21 protein-coding genes and 1 pseudogene are annotated in these 24,704 nt (G+C 62.7%); 7 read left to right on the forward strand and 15 right to left on the reverse strand.

Going from position 1 to position 24,704, the window contains the following annotated elements:
- Positions 1–25 precede the first annotated feature (25 nt).
- The 6 genes from F3H95_RS07085 to F3H95_RS07110 all read right to left on the reverse strand — a co-directional run bounded on the left by F3H95_RS07085 (position 26) and on the right by F3H95_RS07110 (position 8,500).
- The gene (locus F3H95_RS07085; RefSeq protein WP_149745388.1) at positions 26–3,355 is read right to left on the reverse strand and encodes an efflux RND transporter permease subunit; all 3,330 of its coding nucleotides are present in this window, start codon (positions 3,353–3,355) and stop codon (positions 26–28) included.
- 15 nt (positions 3,356–3,370) lie between these two features.
- The gene (locus F3H95_RS07090) at positions 3,371–4,507 is read right to left on the reverse strand and encodes an efflux RND transporter periplasmic adaptor subunit (RefSeq protein ID WP_244617938.1); all 1,137 of its coding nucleotides are present in this window, start codon (positions 4,505–4,507) and stop codon (positions 3,371–3,373) included.
- Between the two features lie 399 nt (positions 4,508–4,906).
- Positions 4,907–5,899 carry an ABC transporter substrate-binding protein gene (locus tag F3H95_RS07095; RefSeq protein WP_143126785.1) on the reverse strand — a complete coding sequence of 331 codons (993 nt, stop codon included), beginning with the start codon at positions 5,897–5,899 and terminating at the stop codon, positions 4,907–4,909.
- Positions 5,900–5,924: 25 nt separating this feature from the next.
- A complete protein-coding gene (locus F3H95_RS07100) occupies positions 5,925–6,791 on the reverse strand; it encodes an ABC transporter permease (RefSeq protein ID WP_143126786.1) in 867 nt (288 codons plus the stop codon).
- Positions 6,788–7,672 carry an ABC transporter permease gene (locus F3H95_RS07105; RefSeq protein ID WP_143126787.1) on the reverse strand — a complete coding sequence of 295 codons (885 nt, stop codon included), beginning with the start codon at positions 7,670–7,672 and terminating at the stop codon, positions 6,788–6,790. Before F3H95_RS07105 ends, F3H95_RS07100 begins: the two co-directional genes overlap by 4 nt.
- Before the next feature lie 39 nt (positions 7,673–7,711).
- On the reverse strand, positions 7,712–8,500 hold the full coding sequence (locus F3H95_RS07110) for an ABC transporter ATP-binding protein (protein ID WP_149745390.1): 789 nt from the start codon (positions 8,498–8,500) through the stop codon (positions 7,712–7,714).
- Between the two features lie 124 nt (positions 8,501–8,624).
- On the opposite strand from F3H95_RS07110, the gene F3H95_RS07115 reads away from it, so the two are divergent.
- Complete coding sequence (locus F3H95_RS07115) at positions 8,625–9,035, forward strand: cupin domain-containing protein (RefSeq protein WP_149745391.1); 411 nt, start codon at positions 8,625–8,627, stop codon at positions 9,033–9,035.
- 236 nt (positions 9,036–9,271) lie between these two features.
- On the opposite strand, the gene hydA is transcribed toward F3H95_RS07115, so the two are convergent.
- The 3 genes and pseudogenes from hydA to F3H95_RS07130 all read right to left on the reverse strand — a co-directional run bounded on the left by hydA (position 9,272) and on the right by F3H95_RS07130 (position 12,900).
- Entirely contained in the window at positions 9,272–10,726 is a 1,455-nt protein-coding gene (hydA, locus tag F3H95_RS07120) for a dihydropyrimidinase (protein WP_149745392.1), read from the reverse strand.
- 294 nt (positions 10,727–11,020) lie between these two features.
- Positions 11,021–11,494 (reverse strand): annotated as a pseudogene (locus tag F3H95_RS07125) (DUF559 domain-containing protein); the annotation flags it as partial.
- A gap of 152 nt (positions 11,495–11,646) precedes the next feature.
- Entirely contained in the window at positions 11,647–12,900 is a 1,254-nt protein-coding gene (locus tag F3H95_RS07130) for a Zn-dependent hydrolase (RefSeq protein ID WP_149745393.1), read from the reverse strand.
- 291 nt (positions 12,901–13,191) lie between these two features.
- Here F3H95_RS07130 and F3H95_RS07135 point away from each other — a divergent pair, with 291 nt between their 5' ends.
- Positions 13,192–13,848, forward strand: a complete 657-nt coding sequence (locus F3H95_RS07135; RefSeq protein WP_149745394.1) for a TetR family transcriptional regulator C-terminal domain-containing protein — start codon at positions 13,192–13,194, stop codon at positions 13,846–13,848.
- A gap of 6 nt (positions 13,849–13,854) precedes the next feature.
- Here the strand turns inward: F3H95_RS07135 and F3H95_RS07140 are convergent, their stop codons facing one another.
- Positions 13,855–14,901 carry a putative sulfate exporter family transporter gene (locus tag F3H95_RS07140; RefSeq protein WP_149745395.1) on the reverse strand — a complete coding sequence of 349 codons (1,047 nt, stop codon included), beginning with the start codon at positions 14,899–14,901 and terminating at the stop codon, positions 13,855–13,857.
- A gap of 109 nt (positions 14,902–15,010) precedes the next feature.
- Here F3H95_RS07140 and F3H95_RS07145 point away from each other — a divergent pair, with 109 nt between their 5' ends.
- Positions 15,011–15,910, forward strand: coding sequence for a LysR family transcriptional regulator (locus F3H95_RS07145; RefSeq protein ID WP_149745396.1), 900 nt, complete (start codon positions 15,011–15,013; stop codon positions 15,908–15,910).
- Positions 15,911–15,937: 27 nt separating this feature from the next.
- On the opposite strand, the gene F3H95_RS07150 is transcribed toward F3H95_RS07145, so the two are convergent.
- From F3H95_RS07150 to F3H95_RS07165, 5 genes are all read right to left on the reverse strand, one after another.
- Positions 15,938–16,918 carry a GGDEF domain-containing protein gene (locus tag F3H95_RS07150; protein WP_244617909.1) on the reverse strand — a complete coding sequence of 327 codons (981 nt, stop codon included), beginning with the start codon at positions 16,916–16,918 and terminating at the stop codon, positions 15,938–15,940.
- A 532-nt stretch (positions 16,919–17,450) separates the two neighbouring features.
- A complete protein-coding gene (locus F3H95_RS07155; protein WP_188134313.1) occupies positions 17,451–18,326 on the reverse strand; it encodes a serine hydrolase in 876 nt (291 codons plus the stop codon).
- Positions 18,327–18,352: 26 nt separating this feature from the next.
- The gene (locus tag F3H95_RS27105) at positions 18,353–18,943 is read right to left on the reverse strand and encodes a hypothetical protein (protein WP_188134314.1); all 591 of its coding nucleotides are present in this window, start codon (positions 18,941–18,943) and stop codon (positions 18,353–18,355) included.
- 79 nt (positions 18,944–19,022) lie between these two features.
- On the reverse strand, positions 19,023–20,336 hold the full coding sequence (preA, locus tag F3H95_RS07160; protein ID WP_149745398.1) for an NAD-dependent dihydropyrimidine dehydrogenase subunit PreA: 1,314 nt from the start codon (positions 20,334–20,336) through the stop codon (positions 19,023–19,025).
- Between the two features lie 15 nt (positions 20,337–20,351).
- A complete protein-coding gene (locus F3H95_RS07165) occupies positions 20,352–21,713 on the reverse strand; it encodes an NAD(P)-dependent oxidoreductase (protein ID WP_149745399.1) in 1,362 nt (453 codons plus the stop codon).
- A 222-nt stretch (positions 21,714–21,935) separates the two neighbouring features.
- Here F3H95_RS07165 and F3H95_RS07170 point away from each other — a divergent pair, with 222 nt between their 5' ends.
- The 4 genes from F3H95_RS07170 to F3H95_RS07185 all read left to right on the forward strand — a co-directional run bounded on the left by F3H95_RS07170 (position 21,936) and on the right by F3H95_RS07185 (position 24,667).
- Positions 21,936–22,325, forward strand: a complete 390-nt coding sequence (locus F3H95_RS07170) for a DUF2325 domain-containing protein (protein ID WP_143126799.1) — start codon at positions 21,936–21,938, stop codon at positions 22,323–22,325.
- Complete coding sequence (locus F3H95_RS07175) at positions 22,325–22,564, forward strand: hypothetical protein (protein WP_244617939.1); 240 nt, start codon at positions 22,325–22,327, stop codon at positions 22,562–22,564. Before F3H95_RS07170 ends, F3H95_RS07175 begins: the two co-directional genes overlap by 1 nt.
- Before the next feature lie 115 nt (positions 22,565–22,679).
- Entirely contained in the window at positions 22,680–23,072 is a 393-nt protein-coding gene (locus F3H95_RS07180; protein WP_143126801.1) for a hypothetical protein, read from the forward strand.
- A gap of 50 nt (positions 23,073–23,122) precedes the next feature.
- Positions 23,123–24,667, forward strand: a complete 1,545-nt coding sequence (locus F3H95_RS07185; RefSeq protein ID WP_149745400.1) for a cryptochrome/photolyase family protein — start codon at positions 23,123–23,125, stop codon at positions 24,665–24,667.
- The last annotated feature ends 37 nt before the right edge of the window (positions 24,668–24,704 follow it).

Consider the following 24,704-nt stretch of genomic DNA (forward strand, 5'->3'; position numbering starts at 1 on the left):
CGGAATTTTTGCTGATTTTCAATACCTATTCTGCGGCAAGAGGCGGCAGGCGCAAAACATTGTTTCCTGCAGAGGTTGTGGTGCGTTCCGTCTCGCCGGTCCTGCTTTGCAGGGCATCCAGCCGCTGCTGCAACTCGGCAATACGCCGCTGGTTTTCACGGGCAGTGCGCGACAATTCCTCGTCGCTCAGCACCGGATCCTCCACTTCCTTCTTGCCCACGAAGCGGCTGAAGACGCGGCCGAGCAGACCCGACAGGTCATCCATGATCAGGAAGAAGGCCGGCACCACCACAAGGCTCAGCACCGTGGAGACGATGATGCCGCCGATCACGGCAATCGCCATCGGCGAACGGAAGGAGCCGCCTTCGCCGACACCGAGTGCAGACGGCAGCATGCCGGCCGACATGGCGATCGAAGTCATGATGATCGGGCGGGCGCGCTTGCGGCCGGCCTCCACCATGGCCGCCACCCGTTCCATGCCGTGGCGACGCATCTCGATGGCAAAATCCACCAGCAGAATGGCGTTCTTCGTAACGATGCCCATCAGCATCAGGATGCCGATCAGCACCGGCATGGAGAGCGCATTGTTGGTGAGGATCAGCCCGAGCGCCACCCCGCCGATGGCAAGCGGCAGCGAGAAGAGAATGGTGAAGGGCTGGATCACGTCCTTGAACAGCAGGATCAGCACGACGAGCACCAGCAGCAGGCCAAGCAGCATGGCATTGGCAAAGCCCTGCACCATTTCCGCCTGGATCTTGGCATCGCCGCTTTCGGCCAGGCGCACGCCGGGCGGCAGCTTGGTCTCTGCGACGATCCGCTTGAATTCGTCCGTTGCCGTATCGAGCGCTGTTCCCTGCGGCACGTCGGATCCGATCGAGACAACGCGGTTGCGGTTGTTGCGCTTGATCGAACTCGGGCCTTCCGAATAATCGATGTCGGCGACGCTTGCGAGCGGCACGGTCGCGCCGGTCGCCGTCTTGATCCTGAGATTGCGGATCGCCTGAAGGTCACGGCGCACGTCGAGGGATGCCTGCGAGCGGATGGGGATCAGACGGCTGTCGAGCGAGATCTTCGGCAGCGCCGCGTCCACGTCGCCGATGGTGGCGACGCGCACGGTTTCGGAAATCTGCTGCGGTGTGATGCCGAGCCGGGCCGCTTCGTCCTTGCGCGGACGGATCTGCAGTTCGGGACGCGGCAGGGCGCCTTCGGAGGACACATTGGCGAGAATCGGCGAGGCGCGCAGCCGGCTTTCGAGCTGGGCAACCGCATCATCCAGTTCATCGCTGTTATCGGCGAGGAAGTTGAACGAGAGTTCGCGTTCGCCGCGATCGTTGAGCTTGGTGATGCGCACATCCGGAACCGCATGCACCTTGGCGAAAATCTCCTTCTCGATCTCCCATTGCGGCCGTGTGCGGCCCTCGATCGCCATTTTCGGGATGGACGGACCGATGAAGGGGATGGAACCCAGCCCCTTGTTGACCAGGGTTTTGATCAGCGAGTGCTCGATATTGCCGAGAATGACGTTGATCGTCGCGCGGCGCAGTTCCAGATCACCCTTCGGTGTGCTGCCGTCGAGGACAAACACGCTGTGCACGCCTTCGATGGGCTTGATGATCTGATAGAGCGCATTGGTGGTCGCGGACGTTTCCTCCAGCGTCGCACTTGGGGGCAGTTCCACCGACAGCGTGATCCGCGAGCGATCTTCCGGCGGCAGGAAGCTGCCCGGCACCTGCGACAGCAGATACATCGAGCCGAGGAGGAAGGCAATCGCGCCGACCAGTGTCGCATAGCGCATGTACCAGCGCTTCGTCGTGCCGGTGACAAGGCGGGTATAGGCCTTCATGATCCGGCCGTCATTGTCGTGATGGTCGTCCATCGCGTCTTCGGCGCGCATCAGATAGGCGGCCATCAGCGGCGTGATGAGGCGCGCCACCAAGAGCGAGAAGAAGACCGATATCGCCACCGTCAGACCAAACTGGATGAAATACTGGCCCGGAATGCCCGGCATGAACGAGACAGGCACGAAGACGGCGATGATGGTGAAGCTTGTCGCGATAACAGCAAGGCCGATCTCGTCGGCGGCCTCGAGGGCGGCGCGGTAGGGCGTCTTGCCCATCTTGATGTGACGGGCGATGTTCTCCACCTCGACGATGGCGTCGTCGACGAGAATACCGGTCGCCAGCGTCAGGGCCAGGAAGCTGACGAGATTGAGCGAGAATCCGAGCAGGTCCATTATCCAGAAGGTGGGAATGGCCGACAGCGGCAGGGCTATGGCGGAAATCAGCGTGGCGCGCCAGTTGCGCAGGAAAAGAAGCACGACGATGACGGCCAGAATGGCGCCTTCGATCAGAGTGTGGATCGCCGCTTCATAATTGCCGTAGGTGAAGTAGACGGAATCGTCCACCATCTGGATGCTGACATCGGGATGGGCCGTGCGGATCTTGTCCAGCTGGGTTCCAACCGTCTGCGCAACCGAAACCTCGCTCGCGCCCTTGGAGCGGAACACGGCGAAGGTCACCGTCGGTTCGCCGTTGAAATGCGCGAAGGACTTCGGCTCCTCATAGGTGTCCGTGACGGTGCCGAGATCGGAAAGCTTCACGAACCGGCCGTTCGACAGGGCAATGGTCGTATTGGCGAGGTCGGCGACGCTGCGGGCATCGCCGAGCGTGCGGATGCCCTGTTCGCTGCCACCCACCTGGCCGCGGCCGGAGCCGAGGTCGATGTTGACGCTGCGCAGCTGCGCATTCACGTCGGGGGCGGTGATGCGGTAGGCGCTGAGCTTTTCCGGATCGAGCGCCACCCGGATTTCGCGTTCGGCGCCGCCGTAGCGGTCGATACGGCCGATCCCGGGCTGGCCCTGCAGGGCGCGCTTGATCGTGTCGTCGACGAACCAGGAAAGCTCCTCCAGCGTCATGTTGGGCGAGGAGACGGCAAAGGTTTGGATCGCCTGGCCTTCCACATCCACCTTGGAGACGATCGGTTCATCGACCGAGGCCGGAAGGTTGCCGCGAATGCGGTCGATCGCGTCCTTGACGTCCTGTACGGCCTCCTCGGTCGGCTTCTCGATGCGAAACAGCACCGAGGTCAGCGACTTCCCGTCGGTCACCGTGGAGCCGATCTCGTCGACGCCGCTGATCGAGGCGACGGCATCTTCCACTTCCTTGGTGACCTGCATTTCCAGTTCGGAGGGCGAGGCGCCACTCTGGGTCACGGTGATGGCCACCACCGGCACGTCGATGTTCGGAAAGCGGGTGATCGGCAGCTTGTTTAAGGCGCCGATGCCGAGAAACACCAGCAGCGCAAAGGCCAGAAGCGGTGCGACCGGATTGCGGATGGACCAGGCGGAAAAGTTCATGACGCGTCGTTCCCGTCAGTTCGCTGCAAGCGTTTCGGCAAAGACCGGGGTAATGTGGTCTCCGTCGCGCACGAAGGCACCTGCCTTCGCCACCACCACATCGCCGCTGGCGAGCCCGCTCAGGATCTCGACATAGCCGCGGTCCTGAATGCCGGTTTCGACGACGACCTGCTTGACGACATTGTTCTCGACCTTGCGCACGATCGCGCCAGCCCGTTCGGTGTTGACCGCCGCTTGCGGCAGGGCAAGCGATGTCGTCTCGCGGATGATGATCTGCGCGCTCGCATACATGCCCGATTTGGCGCCGGAATTGCCGTCCACCACGATGCGCACCGAACCGAGGCGGGTGGTCTGGTCAACGAGCGGAGAGACGAGTCGCACCTTGCCGGGCAGCGCCGTTCGGGTGCCGGCAACGGTGACCCGTGCCATCTGGCCGGCCTTGATCCGGCCGATCTCGCTTTCCGGCACATCCGCCACCAGCTCGATCTCGCCGTCGCGGATCATGGTGAAGAGCGGCGTGCCCGATCCCATGGCGATGGCGCCCACTTTTGCATCGCGTACCGAAATGATGCCGCCGACCGGCGCCTTCACATCCGTGCGGGCCAGCTTGAGATTGATATCGTCAATCTGGGTGTCGACCACCTTGATGTCGGCTTCTCCGACGCTGACGGCCTGACGGGCGGCATTGAGGCGCGCATCGGCGGCGTCTGCGGTCGCGGTCAGTTGTTCAACCTGCGAGGTCGACACGGTGCCGTTGCGGCTCAGCGTGATCGCCCGGTCGCGCTGGCGGACGGCGTCCTTGGCATTGGCCTCGGCCTCGATCACCTGGGCGCGATACTGGGCGAGGGCGGCTTCGGCCTTGGCCTTGTTGGCCTCGAGCTGGCTCTTCTGCAGGATCAGCGTGTCACTGTTCAGCGTCGCAACCACGGCACCTGCGGCAACCCGGTCGCCGACATCGGCATTCAGGGTCTTGATCGAGAGGCCGTCCACGAGAGGCTGCACGAAAACGTCCTGGACCGGGCGTATTGTGCCGCTGGCGACCACGCTGTCGACGAGCGCCCGCTCCGTCGCCTTGGTGACGACGATGGAGGGAAGGCGGATTTCCTCGGCCTTTGCGGCGGGCTCCTGCGCCGCAGCCGGTGCGACCATCATGCCGCCTGCCAGGCCGGCCACAAGAACTGCAGTCATCGATTTGCGAGAAATGATCATTCCGTCCGACCCGATTGCTTCATTCATGCCAACTGCAGTTGAAAGGCCGGGCGCAGATCATCCTCCACGATACGACCGCCGATCCGCCATGACATTGCATGCGCGTCAGCGGCCGGGCTCCCATTCCCCCCCCGTCAACCTGCTGTCAGGTGGTTACGCAGATGTGCCTGCACAAGGTCACCAGACAAGAAAACGTGATCAAGTCTAACGGCTGCACGCTGAGCGTTCAATCGCGGATAACGACGGTTTTGCTGATTGCGACATGGTGTAACGGAAAACGCGCAGCCGCGGATTCTGTCCGGACGGCTGCGCGTTACACAAATCTGGCCTGCCGAGCGAGATTTACTTCAGCGCGGCATTGGTGATGTCGAGCGTATAGGCGCCGGACGGTGCCTTGGTGATGACCGGGTCGGAACCGCCGCCGAGCAGGGTCTTGACGGTGCGCTCATAGTCGGCCACGTCGAGTGCGCCCTTGGATCCGGCGGTCAGCTTGGCCACTTCGCCCATCATCCGCTTCTGGTGCTTTTCGGTCTGGGCGCCGGACGCGTCGTTTTCCAGCACGATGCCGGCTGCGGCATCCGGATTGGCCTCGGCCCACTTCCAGCCCTTCATCGAGGCGCGGACGAACTTCACCATCTTTTCCTTGAAGGCCGGGTCCTTCAGCTTGTCTTCCAGCACGTAGAGACCGTCTTCGAGCGTGGCGACGCCCTCGTCCTCGTACTTGAAGGTGACGAGCTGGTCCGGCTTGATGCCGGCATCGATGACCTGCCAGTATTCGTTGTAGGTCATGGTGGAAATGCAGGCGGCCTGCTTCTGCAGGAGCGGATCGACGTTGAAGCCCTGCTTCAGCACCTTCACACCATCGGCGGATCCATCCGTCTTGATGCCGAGATGCGCCATCCAGGACAGGAACGGATATTCGTTGCCGAAGAACCAGACGCCGAGCGTCTTGCCCTTGAAGTCTGCGGGCTTGGCAATGCCGGTTTCCTTGAGGCAGGTCAGCATCATGCCAGACTTTTTGAAGGGCTGGGCGATGTTGACGAGCGGCACACCCTTTTCGCGCGTGGCAAGCGCGGACGGCATCCAGTCGACGATGACGTCGGCACCGCCGCCGGCCAGAACCTGCGGGGGAGCAATGTCCGGACCGCCGGGCTTGATATCGACGTCGAGGCCTTCCTCTTTGTAGAAGCCCTTGTCCTTGGCAACGTAATAGCCGGCGAACTGGGCCTGCGTCACCCATTTCAGCTGCAGCGTCACCTTGTCGGCGGCGGCGGCCGACATCGCCGTCAGCGAGACGGCAGCGGCCAGCATCAGCGATGCGATCTTGGCTTTCATTGTTTCAGTTCCCTCTTTTTCATCGTTACCGCCGCCCACCGCGGACGGACGGGTGCCAGAAGGTGACGGCCCTTTCACTGAGCGCCACCAAACCGTAGAAGACCGAGCCGGCCACCGCGGCCACCGCGATTTCGGCCCAGACCATGTCGATGTTCGCGCGCCCCACCTCGGTGGAGATGCGAAAGCCCATGCCGACGATGGGCGTGCCGAAGAATTCCGCCACGATAGCGCCGATCAGTGCCAACGTGGAGTTGATTTTCAGCGCGTTGAAGATGAAGGGCCAGGCGGCCGGCAGGCGCAGCTTGACGAGTGTCTGCCACCAGCTGGCGGCATAGGTGCGCATCAGGTCGCGTTCCATGTGGCTGGCGGCGGCAAGCCCCTGCACCGTGTTCACCAGCATCGGGAAAAAGGTCATGATCACCACGACGGCGACCTTGGAGGGCCAGTCGAAACCGAACCACATGACCATGATCGGGGCGACGCCGACGACCGGCAGCGCCGAGACGAAATTGCCGATTGGCAGCAGGCCTTTCTGCAGGAAGGGTGAGCGATCGATCAGGATCGCCACGATGAAGCCCAGCCCGCAGCCGGCGATATAGCCGGTGATCACCGATTTCAGAAAAGTCTGCTGGAAATCCGCCCAGAGCACCGGCACGGAGCCCGAGAGTTTCACCCAGATGGCGGTCGGGGCCGGAAGCAGGATCGGCGGGATGGAAAAACCGAGCACCACACATTCCCAGATGATGAGCAGCGTGATGCCGAAGATCAGCGGCACGCCGATACCGATGGCGCGCTGGCCGGCGGGAGTGGCAGGCTTCAGCCGCACCAGCCATTCGTTGAGCGCCCAGGCGCAAAGCCAGACGAGGAGGGCGGTAAACAGATAGGCGTTCATGACTTCACCCCCATGCGCTTCAGGACGAGGCCGTGGGCTGCCCCGACGATGGAGACGAGCACGGCCGCCAGCGCCGCCGCCATGAACAGCGCCGCCCAGATCTGGATCGTCTGGCCGTAATAGGAGCCGGAGAGCAGGCGGGCGCCGAGGCCGGCGACGGCGCCTGTCGGCAGTTCGCCGACGATGGCGCCGACCAGCGAAATCGCAATCGCCACCTTCAGCGAGGTGAAGAGATAGGGCATGGCCGCCGGCCAGCGCAGCTTCCAGAAGGTCTGGGTGGAACTGGCATTATAGGTGTGCATCAGGTCGAGCAGCAGCGTATCGGGGCTGCGCAAGCCCTTCACCATGCCGACCACCACGGGGAAGAAGGAAAGGTAGGTGGAGATCAGCGCCTTCGGCAGCAGGCCGGAAATGCCGATGGAGTTGAGGACCACGATGATCATCGGTGCGATGGCAAGGATCGGGATCGTCTGGCTGGCGATCACCCAGGGCATCAGCGACTTGTCCATGGCCCGGTTGTGCACGATGCCGACGGCCAGCACGATGCCGAGCAGGCTGCCCATGCCAAAGCCCATCAGTGTGGCCGACAGCGTGACCCAGGCATGGTAGACGAGGCTGCGCTTGGAGGTGACGGGTTTTGCGACCGTCGTATCCCAGAGTTCGGCCATGATCTGGTGCGGCGCCGGCAGCACCGGCCGCTCCTGGTTCAGCGTCTGGCTGACGATCTGGCCGAGCGTCACGCTCTGCCCGGCCCGCGCTGCCTGATCCCGCACGAAGGGCGCATTGAGATAGATCACTGCCCCGTGCCAGAGAACGAGGATTGCAGCAATCACGGTGAGGACCGGCAGAATGCGGTCGCGGAAGAGGGAGGGGGCTGTCATGGGACCAGCTCCCTCATCAAGGGGCTCTTATCTTGAAGCCTATTCCTCATAGCTATGCCCCGCCTTCAGCCCCTCGCGCACGCGGTGGGCGATTTCCAGGAATTCTGGCGTGTCGCGGATTTCCAGAGGGCGATCGCGGGGCAGGGTGGATTCGATGACGTCGGTGACGCGGCCGGGGCGCGGGCTCATCACCACGATGCGGGTGGAGAGATAGACGGCTTCCGGAATGGAATGGGTGACGAAGCAGATGGTCTTGTTGGTCTTGTCCCACAGCTTCAGCAGCTGTTCGTTGAGGTGATCGCGCACGATTTCATCCAGCGCGCCAAAAGGTTCGTCCATCAGCAGCAGGTCGGCATCGAAGGCAAGCGCGCGGGCGATCGAGGCGCGCTGCTGCATGCCGCCGGAAAGCTGCCACGGATATTTCTTGCCGAAGCCCGAGAGGTTGACGAGGTCGAGCATCTCAGCGATCCGCCTCTTCTGGTCGTCTGCGCCGTAGCCCATGATTTCGAGCGGCAGCGCGATATTCTTTTCGATGGTGCGCCAGGGATAAAGGGCGGCCGCCTGGAAGACATAGCCATAGGCGCGGGCGAGGCGGGCATTTTCCGGCGTCATGCCGTTGATCTCGATCGAGCCCGTGGTGTGCTTTTCAAGGTCGGCAATGACACGCAAAAACGTGGTCTTGCCGCAGCCGGAGGGGCCGATGAAGGAGACGAAGTCCCCCTTGCGGATATCGAGATTGACGCCGGTCAGCGCATGCACCGGCCCGTCATTGGTGTCGAAGGTGAGACCCAGATCGCGGGCTGAAACGACGGAGGCGGCGCTTGTCATGCAAAACACTCCGGCGGGGACTGGGAAATGGTCAGGGGCATTTTATCTGCTATCTTCTGTGGCTGTGGCCGAACCGGCAGGTCTTGGGAGCCGCCGCCGGAGAGCCGGATGGAGGATTTCTGACATGGACGTATCATCGAAGCCCACCTGCCGGCTGGTGAAGCCAGGCGCGACCTATGCCGGCAAGCAGGGGCTCAATTATTTTGAAGGCATTGCAGCCGAGACGGTGGGGGCTAAGGGCATCTGCATGCACATTCTCACCATGCCGCCCGGCGCGCGGGCCAAGGCGCATCTGCACGAGAACCACGAAACGGCGATCTACATGCTCTCCGGCCGGGTCGACACCTGGTATGGCGAGCGGTTGGAGCACCATGTGGTGGTGAGCGCCGGCGAGCTTTTCTACATTCCGGCCGGCGTGCCGCACCTTCCCGCCAATTCCTTCGACGAACCGGCGACAGCGATCATTGCCCGCACGGACCCCAACGAGCAGGAAAGCGTGGTGCTTCTGCCGGAGCTGGATGCGCTGGCGGGCTGAGAATTTTTGGGTTTTGAGGGCCGCGGGGGCGTGGTGCCGGATCGGGGAGGTTTGCGGGTGGGGCATAACCCGGCGGCACGACACCGCCGGATGCCAGGCCGGGATTCGCTGCAGGAGCGAAAGCCCCAGGATCGGCTTTACGGCGCGCGCACCAACCCCATCTCCCGCCATCGGCGGAAGATGCCCGACCGGGCGGAGGGGGATCTGTAACGCGCGCACCGCCGTCATCGAGCCGCTCACACGCCCGAAGCCGGAATGCCCGTGCGTTCCACCTTGCGCGGCGCCGTTAGTTCCTTCCAGGTGGACAGCGCCTTGGAGACGGCCGGATAGGGCTCGCGGGCAACGAACTGGCCATGGCCCTCGCGGGTCTTGATGGCGCCATCCTCGATGGCGACCACGCCGCGGGTCAGCGTATAGCGCGGCAGGCCCTTGACGGTCTTGCCCTCGAAGACGTTGTAATCGATGGCGGACTGCTGGCTTTTCGCGGTGATCGTCTTTTCCTTGGCCGGGTCCCAGACGACGAGATCGGCATCGGCGCCGACCAGGATTGCGCCCTTTCTCGGATAGACGTTGAGGATTTTCGCGATGTTGGTGGAGGTGACCGCGACGAACTCGTTCATGGTGATGCGGCCGGTCGCCACGCCATAGGTCCACAGCATCGGCATGCGGTCTTCCAGACCGCCGGTGCCGTTCGGGATCTTTCGGAAATCGCCGATGCCGTAGCGCTTCTGGTCGGTGGTGAAGGCGCAGTGATCCGTCGCCACCACCTGCAGGGAGCCCGCGGCAAGACCGGCCCACAGCGAATCCTGATGCTGCTTGTTGCGGAAGGGCGGGGACATGACGCGGCGCGCCGCATGGTCCCAGTCCGGATGGGCATATTCGGTTTCGTCCAGCGTCAGGTGCTGGATCAGCGGCTCGCCATAGACGCGCATGCCGTTCTGGCGCGCGCGGCGGATCGCTTCATGCGCCTGTTCGCAGGAGGTGTGGACGACGTAAAGCGGCGCGCCCGCCATATCGGCGATGATGATGGCGCGATTGGTCGCTTCGCCTTCCACGGTCGCGGGCCTCGAATAGGCATGGGCTTCGGGGCCATTATTGCCTTCATCCATCAACTTGGCTTGCATGGCGGCCACCACGTCGCCGTTTTCGGCATGGACGAGCGGCAGCGCGCCCAGCTCCGCGCAGCGCGAGAACGAGGCGAACATCTCGTCATCGTTCACCATCAGCGCGCCCTTGTAGGCCATGAAGTGCTTGAAGGTGTTGATGCCCTTTTCCTGCACCACGGTCTTCATGTCGTTGAACACCTGCTCGCCCCACCAGGTGACGGACATGTGGAAGGAATAATCGCAATTGGCGCGCGTCGCCTTGTTGTCCCAGCGCTTCAACGCATCGATCAGCGACTGGCCGGGATCGGGCAGACAGAAATCCACCACCATCGTCGTGCCGCCGGCCAGCGCCGCCCGCGTGCCGCTTTCGAAATCATCGGCGGAATAGGTGCCCATGAACGGCATTTCCAGATGCACATGCGGATCGATCCCGCCCGGCATGACGTAACAGCCCGTGGCATCGAGAACCGTATCGCCCGCAAGGTTTGGACCGATCTCGATGATCTTCCCGCCATCGACCTTGACGTCGGCCTTGTAGGTAAGATCGGCGGTGACAATGGTGCCGTTCTTGATGACTGTGGTCATGATGTGTGTCTCTCCCGGGAATAATCTTGGCTTGTCATGGGGCGTTCCCCCTCATCCGCCCTTCGGGCCCCTTCTCCCCGAGGGGAGAAGGGATCTTTGGCACCGCATGCGCTCCCTTTCTCACGGTATGCGTCGTTGTAACGTGCCTGAGCGATGGGAAAGGGTCTGGGGTCGCAAGGTCAGCAACCCGCGGGGTCAAGCGTGATCTCTGACGGGACGGCGTGCGCTCTCCCTTCTCCCCTCGGGGAGAAGGTGCCCGAAGGGCGGATGAGGGGGGCGTACGGGCGAGTCGTATCATTTCGCCCTCCGATCTGCCGGCGAAAAACGGATAGTGTTGCAGCCTTCCGTCAGCCGCCCGTCCAGAACCGCCAGAATGGTTTCCAGCACGGCAAGACGCTCTCGCAGCACTTCATGGTTCCAGAAGCGGATGACGGCATAACCTTGATTGTTCAGCCAGCGGGTCCGAACGATGTCATGCAGGCTCTCTGCATGCTGGCTGCCGTCCAGTTCAACGACCAGCCCTTTTTCCCGGCAGAGGAAATCCACGACATAGGGGCCGAGGGGGATCTGGCGGGCAAATTTGTAGCCGTTCAGCCGGCGCCCCCTCAGGTCACTCCAGAGGTAATGTTCCTCTTCGGTTTCCAGCTGCCGAAGATGTCGGGCATGTTTGGTCTTGCCGGGGCGGCGCTTGGTGACGCTTTGCTTGGCCATCCGGGCCGCCCCCTCATCCGACCCTTCGGGCCACCTTCTCCCCGTGGGGGAGAAGGGATGTCTGCCGCTGCCGTTTTCATCCGGCCTGATTGTTCTGCGGGTGGAACGCTCAACGTGTGTTGATGCCGGTGCAACAGGCTCCCTCCCTTCGCCCCACCGGGGAGAAGGTGCCCGAAGGGCGGATGAGGGGGCCAGATGCATCAACACACTCACCCCACGATCTCCGCCGTTTCTACCACCGCATGGAACAGCACGTCGCAGCCGGCGGCGGCCCATTCCTTGGAAATCTCCTCGGCCTCGTTGTGGGAAAGCCCGCCGACGCAGGGGCAGAAGATCATGGTGGAGGGGGCCACCCGGGCGGCCCAGCAGGCATCGTGGCCGGCGCCGGAAATGATGTCCATGTGGCTGTAGCCGAGCTTTTCGGCAGCACCGCGCACTCGCTCCACGAGCACCGGATCGAAGGTCACGGGGTCGAAATGGCCGACGGCCTCCACCGAGCAGCCGACGCCGAGGGGTGCGCAGATGTTGGCCGCTTCCGCCTCGATCTTCGCCCGCATGCGATCAAGCTTTTCCTGGGAGGGCGTGCGCAGGTCGACGGTGAACACCACCTTGCCCGGCAGCACATTGCGGGAATTGGGCGAGAAGAACACCTGGCCGACGCCGGCAACGGCGCCCGGCTGTTCCTCCATGGCAACCCCCTGCACCATCTCGATGATGCGCGACAGGGCAAGCCCGGCATTCACCCGCATGGCCATCGGCGTGGAGCCGGTATGGGCCTCCTTGCCGGTGAGGGTGAATTCCAGCCACCAGAGGCCCTGGCAGTGGGTGACGACGCCGATCTGCTTCTGCTCGGCTTCGAGGATCGGGCCCTGCTCGATGTGATACTCGAAATAGGCGTGCATCTTGCGCGCGCCGACCTCTTCCTCGCCCAGCCAGCCGATGCGCTTCAGCTCCTCGCCATAGGTCTTGCCCTCGGGATCCTTGCGGCCATAGGCATAATCGAGGGAGTGCATGCCGGCGAACACGCCGGAGGCCAGCATGGCGGGGGCAAAGCGCGCACCTTCCTCGTTGGCCCAGTTGGTCACGACGATCGGGTGCTTCGTCTTGATGCCGAGGTCGTTCATCGTGCGGATGACCTCAAGCCCGGCCAGCACGCCAAGCACGCCGTCATACTTGCCGCCGGTCGGCTGGGTATCGAGATGGCTGCCCACATAGACGGGCAGCGCCTCCGGATCGGTGCCGGGGCGGGTGGCGAACATGGTGCCCATCTTGTCGACGCCCATGGTCAGGCCCGCCGCCTCGCACCACTTTTGAAACAAATGGCGGCCCTCGCCATCGGCATCCGTCAGCGTCTGGCGGTTGTTGCCGCCGGCAATGCCGGGGCCGACCTTCGCCATGTCCATCAGGGTTTCCCACAGCCTGTCGCCGTTCACGCGCAGGTTTTCGCCTGGTGCCGCCACCATACGTTCATTCCTTCATCTGTTTCAGCCGGGTGTGCTGATGTCCGGCTGCTGTTCCCTTGGGTCTTCGCGCCATCTTCTTCTGGCTTCGGGCCGCCCTGGGCTTGCCTTCGCCGGATGGGTCATCGATAAATTGACCGATTGGTAAAAGCTTACAATTTCCACGGTGGCACTCAAGCGCAAAATCGTGGAAGCGATGAAAAAATGAACAAGTTTCCGGCAGGCATTTTGCCGGGGTAAATTTTGTGCACGTGCGTTCCGTGCTAGGACACGGACAAGGAGACATGACGGCAGATGATTCCCAGAGCGGCGAAGACGCAGCGGCGCACCCGCATTCAGGAAGAGAAGGAGGAAAAAATCCTCGAGGCGGCGCTCGACGTGTTTTCCGCCTATGGCTTCCGCGGTGCGACCATCGACCAGATCGCGGATGCCGCCGGCATGTCGAAGCCGAACCTGCTCTATTATTTCCGCACCAAGGAAGCGATCCACCGCACGCTTTTGGACCGCATGCTGTTTACCTGGCTGGAGCCGCTGCGCGCCTTCGATCCGGAGGGCAATCCCGAAAGCGAAATCCGCTCCTACATTCGCCGCAAGCTCGAAATGTCACGGGATTTTCCCCGCGAAAGCCGGCTGTTCGCTAACGAGATCCTGCAGGGGGCGCCGCATATCGAGGATGAGCTGAGAGGACCGTTGCGGGAACTGGTGGACGAGAAGGCAAAGGTGATCCGCGCCTGGATCAAGGCCGGCAAGATCGCCCCCTGCGATCCACACCATCTGATCTTCTCCATCTGGTCAACCACGCAGCATTATGCCGATTTCGACGTGCAGGTGCAGGCGGTGCTGGGCGACAAATCCGGCGAGGGCCGCTTCGAGGATGCGGCCCGCTTTCTGGAAACCCTGTTCCTGCGCGGGTTGCAGGTGGAAAAGGGCGTGGAAAAGGGCGGCGCGTAAGCCGGCTCAGAAGCCCGCCAGCCGCACCGCGGCATAGCCGAAGCCGGAGATGAACAGCCAGCCGAAGGCGCCAAGCGCCAGCGGCCGCAGTCCCTGGGCTGCCAGGTGCTTGAAATGGGTTTGCAGTCCCATGGCGGCAAGCCCGCAGGAGAGAAGGAAGGTGCCGAGCAGGCCGGCATCCTGTGCGGCGGCAGGCGGAATGGTCACGACGCTGTTCAAAACCACCAGCGCCAGAAAACCCAGCACGAACCATGGAAAGGGCGCCGCACCGCTCTTTCCCCTGACGCCGGCCTGCGGGCGAAACAGGGTCAGCGCCAGCGTCAGCACCAGCGGGGCCAGCAGCACCACGCGGGCGAGCTTGGCAATGGTGCCGAACTGGCCGGCCCTATCTCCCGCCTGAAAGGTGGCGGCCACCACCTGCGCCACTTCGTGGATCGTGGCGCCCGACCAGAGGCCATAGGCGACGGCATCGAGATGGAGCGGCATCATCAGCAGCGGAAACAGCAGCATCGAGACCGACCCGAAGATGGTGACGCAGGCGACCGCATAGGCCACGTCCTCGTCGCGCCCGCGCACGGCGGCATTGGCGGCAATCACGGCGGATGCCCCGCAGACGGCGGTGCCGGCGGCGATCAGCCCGGTCAGGCGACGGTCAACGCCGAGCAGCCGGCCCGCCAGCATCACGGCGGCGAAGGTTGCGGCGAGGGTGGCCGTGACGACCGCAAGGCCCGGCAGGCCGAGCGAGAGCAGTTGCGGCAGGGTGATCTGCAGCCCGAGCAGCACGATGCCCATGCGCAGCAGGCGCTTCAGGGAAAAGCCGATGCCCGGCAGGAAGCGCCCGTGCGGGCGCCTGACATTGCCGATCACCATGCCGATGACGATCGACAGGATCAGCGGTGAGATCGTCGGGATGCCGGTCCAGGCGCGAAGGGCCATGGCGGCAACGGCAATTGCGCCGGCAAGCGCCAGTCCCGGCAAAAGGTGGTGCTGCGGCAGGGCGTGAAGAGGAAGGACGAGGGCGGCGGGATGAGCGTGTCGGATGCGGTTCGGCATGGCGTGTCTCGCAATCTGTCTTCGGGGTGTCCGAGATATGCGCCGGCGCTTCCCATCGTTCCAACGGATTGATATGATCATTTCAATCGTAAAATCCGATTGAATCATCATGACGCTCGAGCAATTGCGGATTTTTCTGGCGGTGGCCGAGAACAGCCACGTGACGCGCGCGGCAGAGCAATTGCATCTGACGCAGTCTTCCGTCAGCGCCGCGATCGCCGCGCTGGAAGGTCGGCATGCGGTGAAACTGTTTAACCGCATCGGGCGCGGGATCGAACTGACGGAGGCCGGACGGTTGTTCATGCCGGAGGCGCGGGCCGTGCTGGAGAAGGCTGGGGAGGCTGCCCGCCTGCTCAAGGATCTCTCCGGCGCTCCGGCCGGGCATCTGCTGCTGCATGCCAGCCAGACGGTGGCAAGCTACTGGCTGCCCTCGCGGCTGATGCGCTACCGCGAGCGCTACCCGCAGGTGGAACTGTCGATGAGTGTCGGTAACACGCGGGCGGCAACCGACGCGGTTCTTGCCGGCCAGGCAGATCTTGCCGTCGTCGAGGGGCGTGTCGATCAGCCGGCGCTCTCGGTCACGCGGGTGGGGGAAGACCGGCTTGTGCTTGTGGTGGGGCGGCGGCACCGCTGGACGAAGGGGCAGGGGCTTTCTCCTGCCGATCTCCTGCAGACCGCCTGGATCCATCGCGAACAGGGATCCGGCACGCGGGCCGCGCTGGAGGAGGAACTTCGCCGTCTGGGCATTGCGCCGGCTGCCCTCGATGTGGCGCTGGAACTGCCCTCGAACGAGGCGGTGATCGCCGCCGTGGAAGCCGGCACCAGTGCTGCCGTGCTCTCCTTCCGCGCGGTGGAGGCGCATCTGGCACAAGGGCGGTTGCGGATGCCGGACTTTCCGATGCCGACACGCCCCTTCTTTCTGCTGCTTCACCGCGAGCGGCACGTGACGCGCGCCATGCGGGCGATGATCGAGATCCTGGGGGAGGCGGCGGAGCCCGCGCAGCGGTGATGGCGGGCAGTGGCGGCCTGTTTTGCGTCAGGGCGCGAGATCCAGCGCGAAAGCCGCCTTGCCGCCGGCCTTGACGCTGTAGAGCGCCCGGTCGGCACGCAGGAAAATCGCTTCCGGCGTGCTGTCCGGCCGAATCGCTGCGACGCCGATGGAGGCGCTGACCGCCAGCCCGTGGCGTGCCAGAGACACCTGATCATCGAGCAAGTCGGCAAGGCGCCGCGTCAGCGCGGTCAGATCCTCCGGCGTCTGCCAGGCATGCAGGATCGCGAATTCATCGCCGCCGAGGCGTGCCCGCGTCAGTGCGTCGGGCGTGGCCTCGGCAAGACGGTCCGCGGTCAGGCGCAGGAAGGCATCGCCGGCCTGATGCCCCAGCCGGTCATTGACCGCCTTGAACCCGTCGAGATCGATCAGCAGCAGGGCATGCGGCTCGGGCAAGGGGTGCTGGCAGACATTCCGAAACAGCTCCTCGAACTTGGCGCGGGAGGTCAGCCCCGTCAGGCTGTCGATCTCGGTCATGCGACGGATCTGCTCGAACATCACCTTCTCGGCGGTGATGTCCTGCTTCATGCCGAACAACCGCACCGAACGGCCGTTTATCCGGTCGACGATCGCGGTGATGCGGATCCAGCGCAGATTGCCCTTGGCGGTGGTGATGCGCGCGTCGAGGGTAAAGCCTTCGCCGCTCTCGAGCGCGCGGTCGCGCACGGCCTTCAGGTCCAGCCGCGATTCCGGGGCATAGAGCGAGACAATATAATCCCGGCTGATCTTCGATTGCGGTTCGATCTCGAACAGCTCGAACACGGTATCCGTCCAGCGAAGCGTCTCATCCGGCAGGCTGCACTCCCAGATGCCGACCCGGGCCGCCTTGAACGACCGGTCGATCAGCATGTCCAGCTCTCCAAAATCTTCCGACGGCGCCGAATTGCGCAGGATTGGCCGTGATCCGTCCCGAACCTGCCGGTGCGTTTCCAGCCAGGATCGCAGGATATTCGGCATCGACTCCACCATGGAATGCTGATCCAGACCCGTTCCGATAAAGCTTGAGCATAGGAACAGAAGCTTAATCTTCCATTAAGCAATTCTTCAGTCTTATTTTACCAGATCGTCACTTTCGTCGGCAGGCGCTGGAATGGGCCTGGTGTCTCATCCATCGCCGGAAGTCTGGATACGGTTTCCAGTGATCCCTCTTGCCGGCGGGGAGACGGTCCGCCGGGCTTTGGCGGAGGTGGGGTGAGGCGGTGTCATTGGTTGCTGCCCCCGCCATCCGCCCTCCGGGCACCTAACCGGGGACGAACCACGGGTCTCGCCCCGTCCTTCGGACCCCCGCTGGGGAGAAGGGAGGTGTGGCGATACTCAGTCTGCAGGTGTAGCATCGTATGACCGCGAAAAGGTTGGCGGTGACGACAATTGGAGTGGTCGCTTTCGGCCCGAAGCGGAAATATGCCGTCGCATAAATCGGTCGCGAAATTCTGGTTTTTGCAACTGAGTTCCGCGATACAAATTCCGTTTAAATTCAAATGAGGTCGATCTGTCGCAAATGTCAGGATCTTCGTAACGCCGCGACAATCGCATGCAGCAGCTTCGCGTTGCTGAAGCCGATATCTTCTCGTGTTAATCCCATGCGTAGGATCACGAGTTTTAGCGAGGGAATGATCGCAATCACCTGGCGCAGATGCCCCTGCATCATGAACGCGTCGTCTGGTAGGGGAAACCCCTGACCCGGTCCTAACCAAAGTTGTCCGCGACCGTAAGCGGGACCATGTCCCTCGTCGGAGGCTTGCACAGGTGAGCGCATGTAGTCGACAAAGTCGCTCGGTAAAAGCTGTTCACCGTTCCAAGCCCCATTCAGACGTAGGAATTCACCGAAGCGCGCCCAATCACGTGCATTGGCGTAGAGATGGGCTTCACCGAGAAATGTGCCAGAAGGATCGGTCTCAAGCACAGCACTGGTCATGCCCAGAGGCTTGAACAATCGTTCCTGCGGAAAAGCTTGTGCGTCTGCCCCAACCGCATCTTGCCAAAGCCGCGCCAGCAGAACCGACGAGCCACTCGAATAATTGAATTTTGTTCCCGGCAGAGCGACAAGAGGCCGGTCTCTCGCGAAAGCCGCCGCATCTTCGGCGAGATCCTCCAATATGTATGTATCGGGAAAATTGCCTTCTTCACTCCATTTTAAGCCGCTTGTCATGGACATCAAATCGGCCACGGAAATGTCCTTGCGTGCATCATTGGCCCATTGCGAGAATAGACTTTTCTGATCGAGCGACAGCTTTCCGTCCTTGATCACCAAGCCGACCAGTGCCGCGTTCACGGTCTTCGTCATTGACCAACCTAGTAATGGCGTCGAAGGCGCGAAACCTGCACCATAGGTTTCACCAACAATGTGCCCATCATGAACGACGACGATCGCGCGCATCCCAGGTCCCTGAAGAGCCGGATCATTCAGCACAGCCAGTAAACGTTTGTCGTCTGACAATTCCACCCCGTCGCCCGCCGGCCAGAGCGCATTTGATGCTTTGGCGGCAAGGAAATTGCGGCTGCACGAGAGCCGACCCCTTCCGTTGAGTCCAGCGTACAACCTCGTCCCTCTTCGTATCGAGCACGACGTCTGGCGAACAGGCCCATATATGCCACTTCGACACGTTGTCTGCCGGTATCGACGTTGATCCTCATACGTTTGACGGCATCCGATAGCGCAAACTTCACGTCGGTTGCGATAACCGCATCCGCGTCGCGTTTGGCAATGAACACGTTCGCGCAAACCATTTGGGCTGCATAGCCGGTAGCGACCAGCAGCAGATCGGGTGGACTGAAGATCAGCCATCCGGTTATCCCGAAAGATCCAAAAACGATAACCGCGATAATAAAAACGAAGAATTTCCGGATGCGGCGCATATTCCAGGGCCCGCTAATTAAAAAATCGGAATAGAAAGTCGCAAAATTCCCAATTAAAGCGACACTTGTTTTCCTGATTTTTACGACGTCGCAGAATAGGGAGTTTTGCGGCAGGCACAATGGCAGCTGTTGGCGCAAAGCTGCCGACCCGCCCGTGTCAATCCTACCGAAAGAAGCAGGGCGCCTCGTAGCGCCCCGCCCAATCTCTGACCTCAGCTTACTCCGCAGCCACCTGGGCCATCGGGTTGTTCGGGTGCGTGGTCCAATTAGCGTAGGTCGGCTCCACCACCTTGCCGGTGCGCTGGTCGAGCGTGCCGGGCTCCAGCCCCACCATGGTGATGCAGTTTTCGACCGGGCAGACGTTGACGCACAGGTTGCAGCCCACGCATTCGTCTTCCATCACCTCGAAGTGGCGCACGCCATTCACCATGCTGGTGATCGCCTGATGCGAGGTGTCCTCGCAGGCGATGTGGCAGCGGCCGCATTTGATGCAGGCATCCTGGTCGATACGGGCTTTCGCCACATAGTTGAGGTTCAAGTATTTCCAGTCGGTCACGTTCGGCACGGCGCGGCCGCAGATGTCATCCAGCGAGCGGTGGCCCTTCTCGTCCATCCAGTCGGAGAGGCCGGAGATCATTTCCTGCACGATCTTGAAGCCATAGGTCATGGCGGCGGTGCAGACCTGCACATTGCCGGCCCCCAGCGCCAGAAATTCCGCCGCATCCCGCCATGTGGTAACGCCGCCGATGCCGGAGATCGGCAGGCCATGGGTTTCGGCATCGCGGGCGATTTCGGAGACCATGTTGAGCGCGATGGGTTTGACGGCCGGGCCGCAATAGCCGCCATGGCTGCCCTTGCCCCCCACGGTCGGCATCGGCGTGAAATTGTCGAGATCAACCGAGGTGATGGAGTTGATCGTGTTGATCAGCGACACCGCATCGGTGCCGCCGCGTTTTGCGGCGCGGGCCGGGTGGCGGATGTCGGTGATGTTCGGCGTCAGCTTGGTAATCACCGGCATGCGGGTGTATTGCTTGCACCAGCGCACGACCATTTCGATATATTCCGGCACCTGGCCGACGGCAGACCCCATGCCGCGCTCGCTCATGCCGTGCGGACAGCCGAAGTTCAGCTCGATGCCATCCGCCCCGGTTTCCTCGACGAGCGGCAGAATGGCCCTCCACTCTTCCTCCACGCAGGGCACCATGATCGAAGCGACCAGCGCCCGGTCCGGCCAGTTCATTTTCACCTGCTTCATTTCCTGCAGGTTCACCTGAAGCGGGCGGTCGGTGATCAGCTCGATATTGTTCAAGCCGAGAAGGCGGCGGTCGGCGCCCCAGATCGCGCCGTAACGCGGGCCGTTGACGTTGACGACCGGCGGGCCTTCGGAACCGAGCGTCTTCCAGACGACGCCGCCCCAGCCCGCCTTGAAGGCGCGTTCCACGTTATAGGCCTTGTCGGTCGGTGGCGCAGAGGCCAGCCAGAAGGGGTTCGGCGATTTGATGCCGACGAAATTGTTTCTGATATCAGCCATGGTTCATCTCCCGGTTCAAGCGACGGCCACAGCCGGCTGACCGGCGGAAGCAAAGGCAAGATGAATGGCGTCGGCGGCATCGCGCCCGTGCGCCACGGCGGAAACGGTGAGGTCCTCGCCCCGGTTGACGCAATCGCCACCGGCATAGACCCGGTCCATGGAGGTGCGACAGTGCTCGTCCACCACGATGCGGCCCTTTTCCATGGACAGCGCGCCGAGGCCGCTTGCCCGGAACGACTGGCCGATTGCCTTGAAGATCTGGTCCGCGGCAATCACGCCGAGTTCGCCGGTGCCGGTCAGATGGCCGTCGCGCAGCGCGGTGTATTCCAGCTCGATGCCGGCAACCGCGCCGTCACGCTCCAGAATGCGCTTCGGTGCCAGCCAGTGGCGGATGGTGACGCCTTTCGAGGCGGCGAGATCCTGTTCGAATTCGGAGGCGTTCATCTGCTCCTTGCCGCGGCGATAGCAGATGGTCACTTCCTCGGCGCCGAGCAGTTTTGCCTGGATGGCGGCATCGATGGCGGTCATGCCGCCGCCGAGCACCACCACGCGCCGGCCGATCGGCACCTCCGCCTTGTCCCTGGCCTGGCGCAGGGCAGCGATGAAATCCACCGCATCCTCGACGCCGGAGAGATCCTCGCCCTCGATGCCGAGGCCATTGACGCCGGCAAGCCCGATACCGAGGAAGACCGCATCATACTGGGTGGTGAGATCCTGCAGCGAAAAATCGCGTCCGAGCGCCATGCCGTTGCGGATTTCGATACCGCCGATGGCGAGCAGATAATCCACTTCCTTCTGGGCAAAATCGTTCGGCGCCTTGTAGCTGGCGATCCCGTATTCGTTGAGCCCGCCGGCCTTTTCCCGCGCATCGAAGATCACCACGGAATGGCCGTTCATGGCCAGCCGATGGGCGCAGGCAAGGCCCGCGGGGCCTGCCCCCACCACGGCGATCAATTTGCCGGTTTCGGCGGCGCGGTGGAAAAACTGGCGGCCCTGTTCCATCGCGATGTCTGTGGCATAGCGTTGCAGCCGGCCGATATCGACGGGCCTGTCTTCGGCCGTGTTGCGCACGCAGGCCTGCTCGCACAGCGTTTCGGTGGGACAGACACGGGCACACATGCCGCCCAGAATGTTCTGGGAGAAGATGGTGCGGGCAGCGCCCAGCGGATTTGCCGTCGAGATCTGCCGGATGAACAGCGGAATGTCGATTTCGGTCGGACAGGCCGTCATGCACGGCGCGTCATGACAGAAATAGCATCGGTCGGATGCCACCAGCGCCTCATGCTTGTCGAAGCGCGGATGAAGGTCTGAAAAATTCGTGTCGTACTCCGCGGGCGCCAGACGGCCTCCCGCGATACCGCTTCCCAGTCTGTGCATGTTGCTTCCCTCTTTTATGGATTTCTATGCAACTGGCCGAGCGTAACACGGGATAAATATTTATCAAACGGTCAAATTTTCGTCTTGCGCTTCGTCAGGTCCGGCCTGAAATTTCATGATTAGAATGCTCAAGTTTATACTTTACTCGATTTGTCATGTTAATTATGGTGCCCGCCAACCCGCCCTTGAAGGGCATGACTCGGACGACAGGGAAGACGAGCCGTGGCGAAGAAGGACAAGCGCAAGCCGGAACAGAAGACGCGCGCCAGCGAGGAGGCGGCGAGGACGCAGAGCCAGCGCGGCGTGAGAAGCTTTCTCTATGTCGGTGGGCGCGATTGCCAGGTGGCGCATCTGCGCGAGATCGCCAGCAATTTCGGCGCGGAACTGATCCACCATGATGGCGGTCTGCGCGAAGCGGTGTCGCGCATCGATACGCTGCTGCCCTCCGTCGACTGCGTGTTCTGCCCCATCGACTGTATCAGCCATGATGCGTGTCTGAGGGTGAAGACCGGCTGCAAGAAGTTTTCCAAGGCCTTCATCCCGCTGCGCAACGGGTCCAAATCCAGTCTGGAGCGCGCGCTGCAGACCATGAGCGAACGGAATGCCGAATGATGAACGACGATCAGCCCGACCGGTCCCTTTTCATCGGCCTGCACAAGCTTGCGCAGCAGAATGGCGACGGGCTTGTGCCGGAACTTTATGATCTGCTGACCCGCCGCCCGGACGAACTGCCGGAAGGCAATGGCATCCTGCGCTTTCCCATCGGCCGCACAAGGCCTGCCGGGCAGGCGCACGGAGAGGCGGAAATCGCCTTCGAAGGCAAGGTGATCGCCCTGCGCAGGCCGGCCTGAAATATGCTGATTTCCTATCCTAAATGCAAGAAATAACGTCTATTTTAGGTAGATGAAAACTACCAGTTGATTACCTGCTGCATCGGCGTAGCCTCCTCTTCGGGAGGACCGTCCGATGTGGCAGGCAACCGTGTTTCTCGTCGCAGCCCTTTCGACACCGCAGGTCGCACCCGCCGCGGAGCCCCAGGATCCGCGCGGCATCTTCGCCGCCTATGCCGTCTTCATGGTCGCCAATGCAAACTGTCCGGATCTGCATTTCAGCGCCGGGCGGCTGCACAAGGCGATGTTTGTGGTCGGTGGCCAGATGAGCTGGGTGGATCGGCGCATCCGCCAGCAGGCGGAGGCGCATATCGCGGCCAATGTCCAGGCTTTTGCCGACAATGCCGATGCCTTCTGCCGGCAGGCGCGCATGATGGTGGAGGCGCTCGGGCCGGCGAAACTTGCAGCGGAGGGTCTGCTGCTGGGCAGCCCGAAGCCGGTCAACCGGGCCGGCCTGCCGATCCGTTGAGGCGACGGCCACGTAAGGGCAGGCAAGATCCCCTGCACCGGACCCGTCTGATGCCGACCCGCCATCTCATTCTCGTTCTCGGCGACCAGCTGAGCCTCACTCTGACCAGCCTCGCCGATGCCGATCCGGCGCGCGATGTCGTCCTGATGGCGGAGGTGCTGCAGGAGGCGACCTATGTGCGTCACCACAAGCAGAAGATTGCCTTCATCTTTTCCGCCATGCGCCATTTCGCGGATGAACTGCGTGGCAAGGGGTTCGACGTCCGTTACGTGACGCTCGACGATCCGGACAATGCCGGCTCGCTCGGCGCGGAGGTTGTGCGCGCAGTCGAGGCGCTTCGGCCGCAGGCGGTGATCGTCACCGAAGCCGGCGAATGGCGGCTGATGGAGGAGATGAGGGGCTGGCGGCAGGACTTCGGACTGCCGGTGGAGATCCGCCCGGATGACCGCTTCCTCTGTTCGCATGCCGAGTTCCGACACTGGGCCGCGGGCCGCCGCGAACTGACGATGGAATTTTTCTATCGCGAGATGCGCCGCAAGACCGGGCTTCTGATGGAGGGCGAGCAGCCGGCCGGCGGCCGCTGGAATTTCGACGCGGAAAACCGCAAGCCGGCCAGCGCCGATCTTTTGCGCCCGAAGCGCCGGCGGATCGAACCGGATGCCGTTACCCGCGCCGTGCTTGCCATGGTCGAGGCGCGGTTTCCCGATCACATCGGCCGGCTGGACCATTTCGGGTTTGCCGTGACCCGGGCAGAGGCCGAGGCGCTGCAGGAGGCCTTCCTGGAAAACCACCTGTCGCAGTTCGGCGCGACCCAGGATGCGATGCTGGCAAGCGATCCCTTCCTCAATCATGCGCTTCTCTCCTTCTACATCAATATCGGCCTTCTCGATCCGCTGGCGGTCTGCCGGGCGGCGGAGCGGGTCTGGCTGCAAGGGCGCGCGCCGCTCAATGCGGTGGAAGGCTTCATTCGCCAGATCATCGGCTGGCGCGAATATGTGCGCGGCGTCTACTGGCTGAAAATGCCCGCCTATCGCGACAGCAATTTTCTGGAGGCAAGCCGTGCGCTGCCGGCCTTCTTCTGGACGGCGCAAACCGACATGGCCTGCCTTTCCACGGTGATCGGCGAGACCATCGACCATGCCTATGCGCACCATATCCAGCGTCTGATGGTGACAGGCAATTTTGCGCTTCTGGCCGGGCTTCTGCCGCAGGCCGTGCATGAATGGTATCTGGAGGTCTATGCCGATGCCTATGAATGGGTGGAACTGCCCAACGTCATCGGCATGAGCCTGTTTGCCGATGGCGGCGTGCTGGGCTCCAAGCCCTATGCGGCAAGCGGCAATTACATCTCGAAGATGTCCGACTACTGCCGGACCTGCCGCTATGACGTGAAGGTAAAGACCGGCGAGGGGGCGTGTCCCTTCAACGCCCTCTACTGGGATTTTCTCGATCGCAATGGCGAGAAGCTGGCCGGCAATCATCGGCTGGCCCAGCCCTACGCCACCTGGCGGCGGATGAGCGAGGCGCAGCGACAGGCCTATCGGCAAAGTGCCGCGCGCTTTCTGGCGCGGCTCGATGCCGGCGAGCGGGTGTGACGGAAAACCGTTCGTCACCTGACTGCGTAGTTCCCTC

This window comes from Rhizobium sp. RU35A (genome assembly GCF_900156005.1).
GTDB lineage: Bacteria > Pseudomonadota > Alphaproteobacteria > Rhizobiales > Rhizobiaceae > Neorhizobium > Neorhizobium straminoryzae.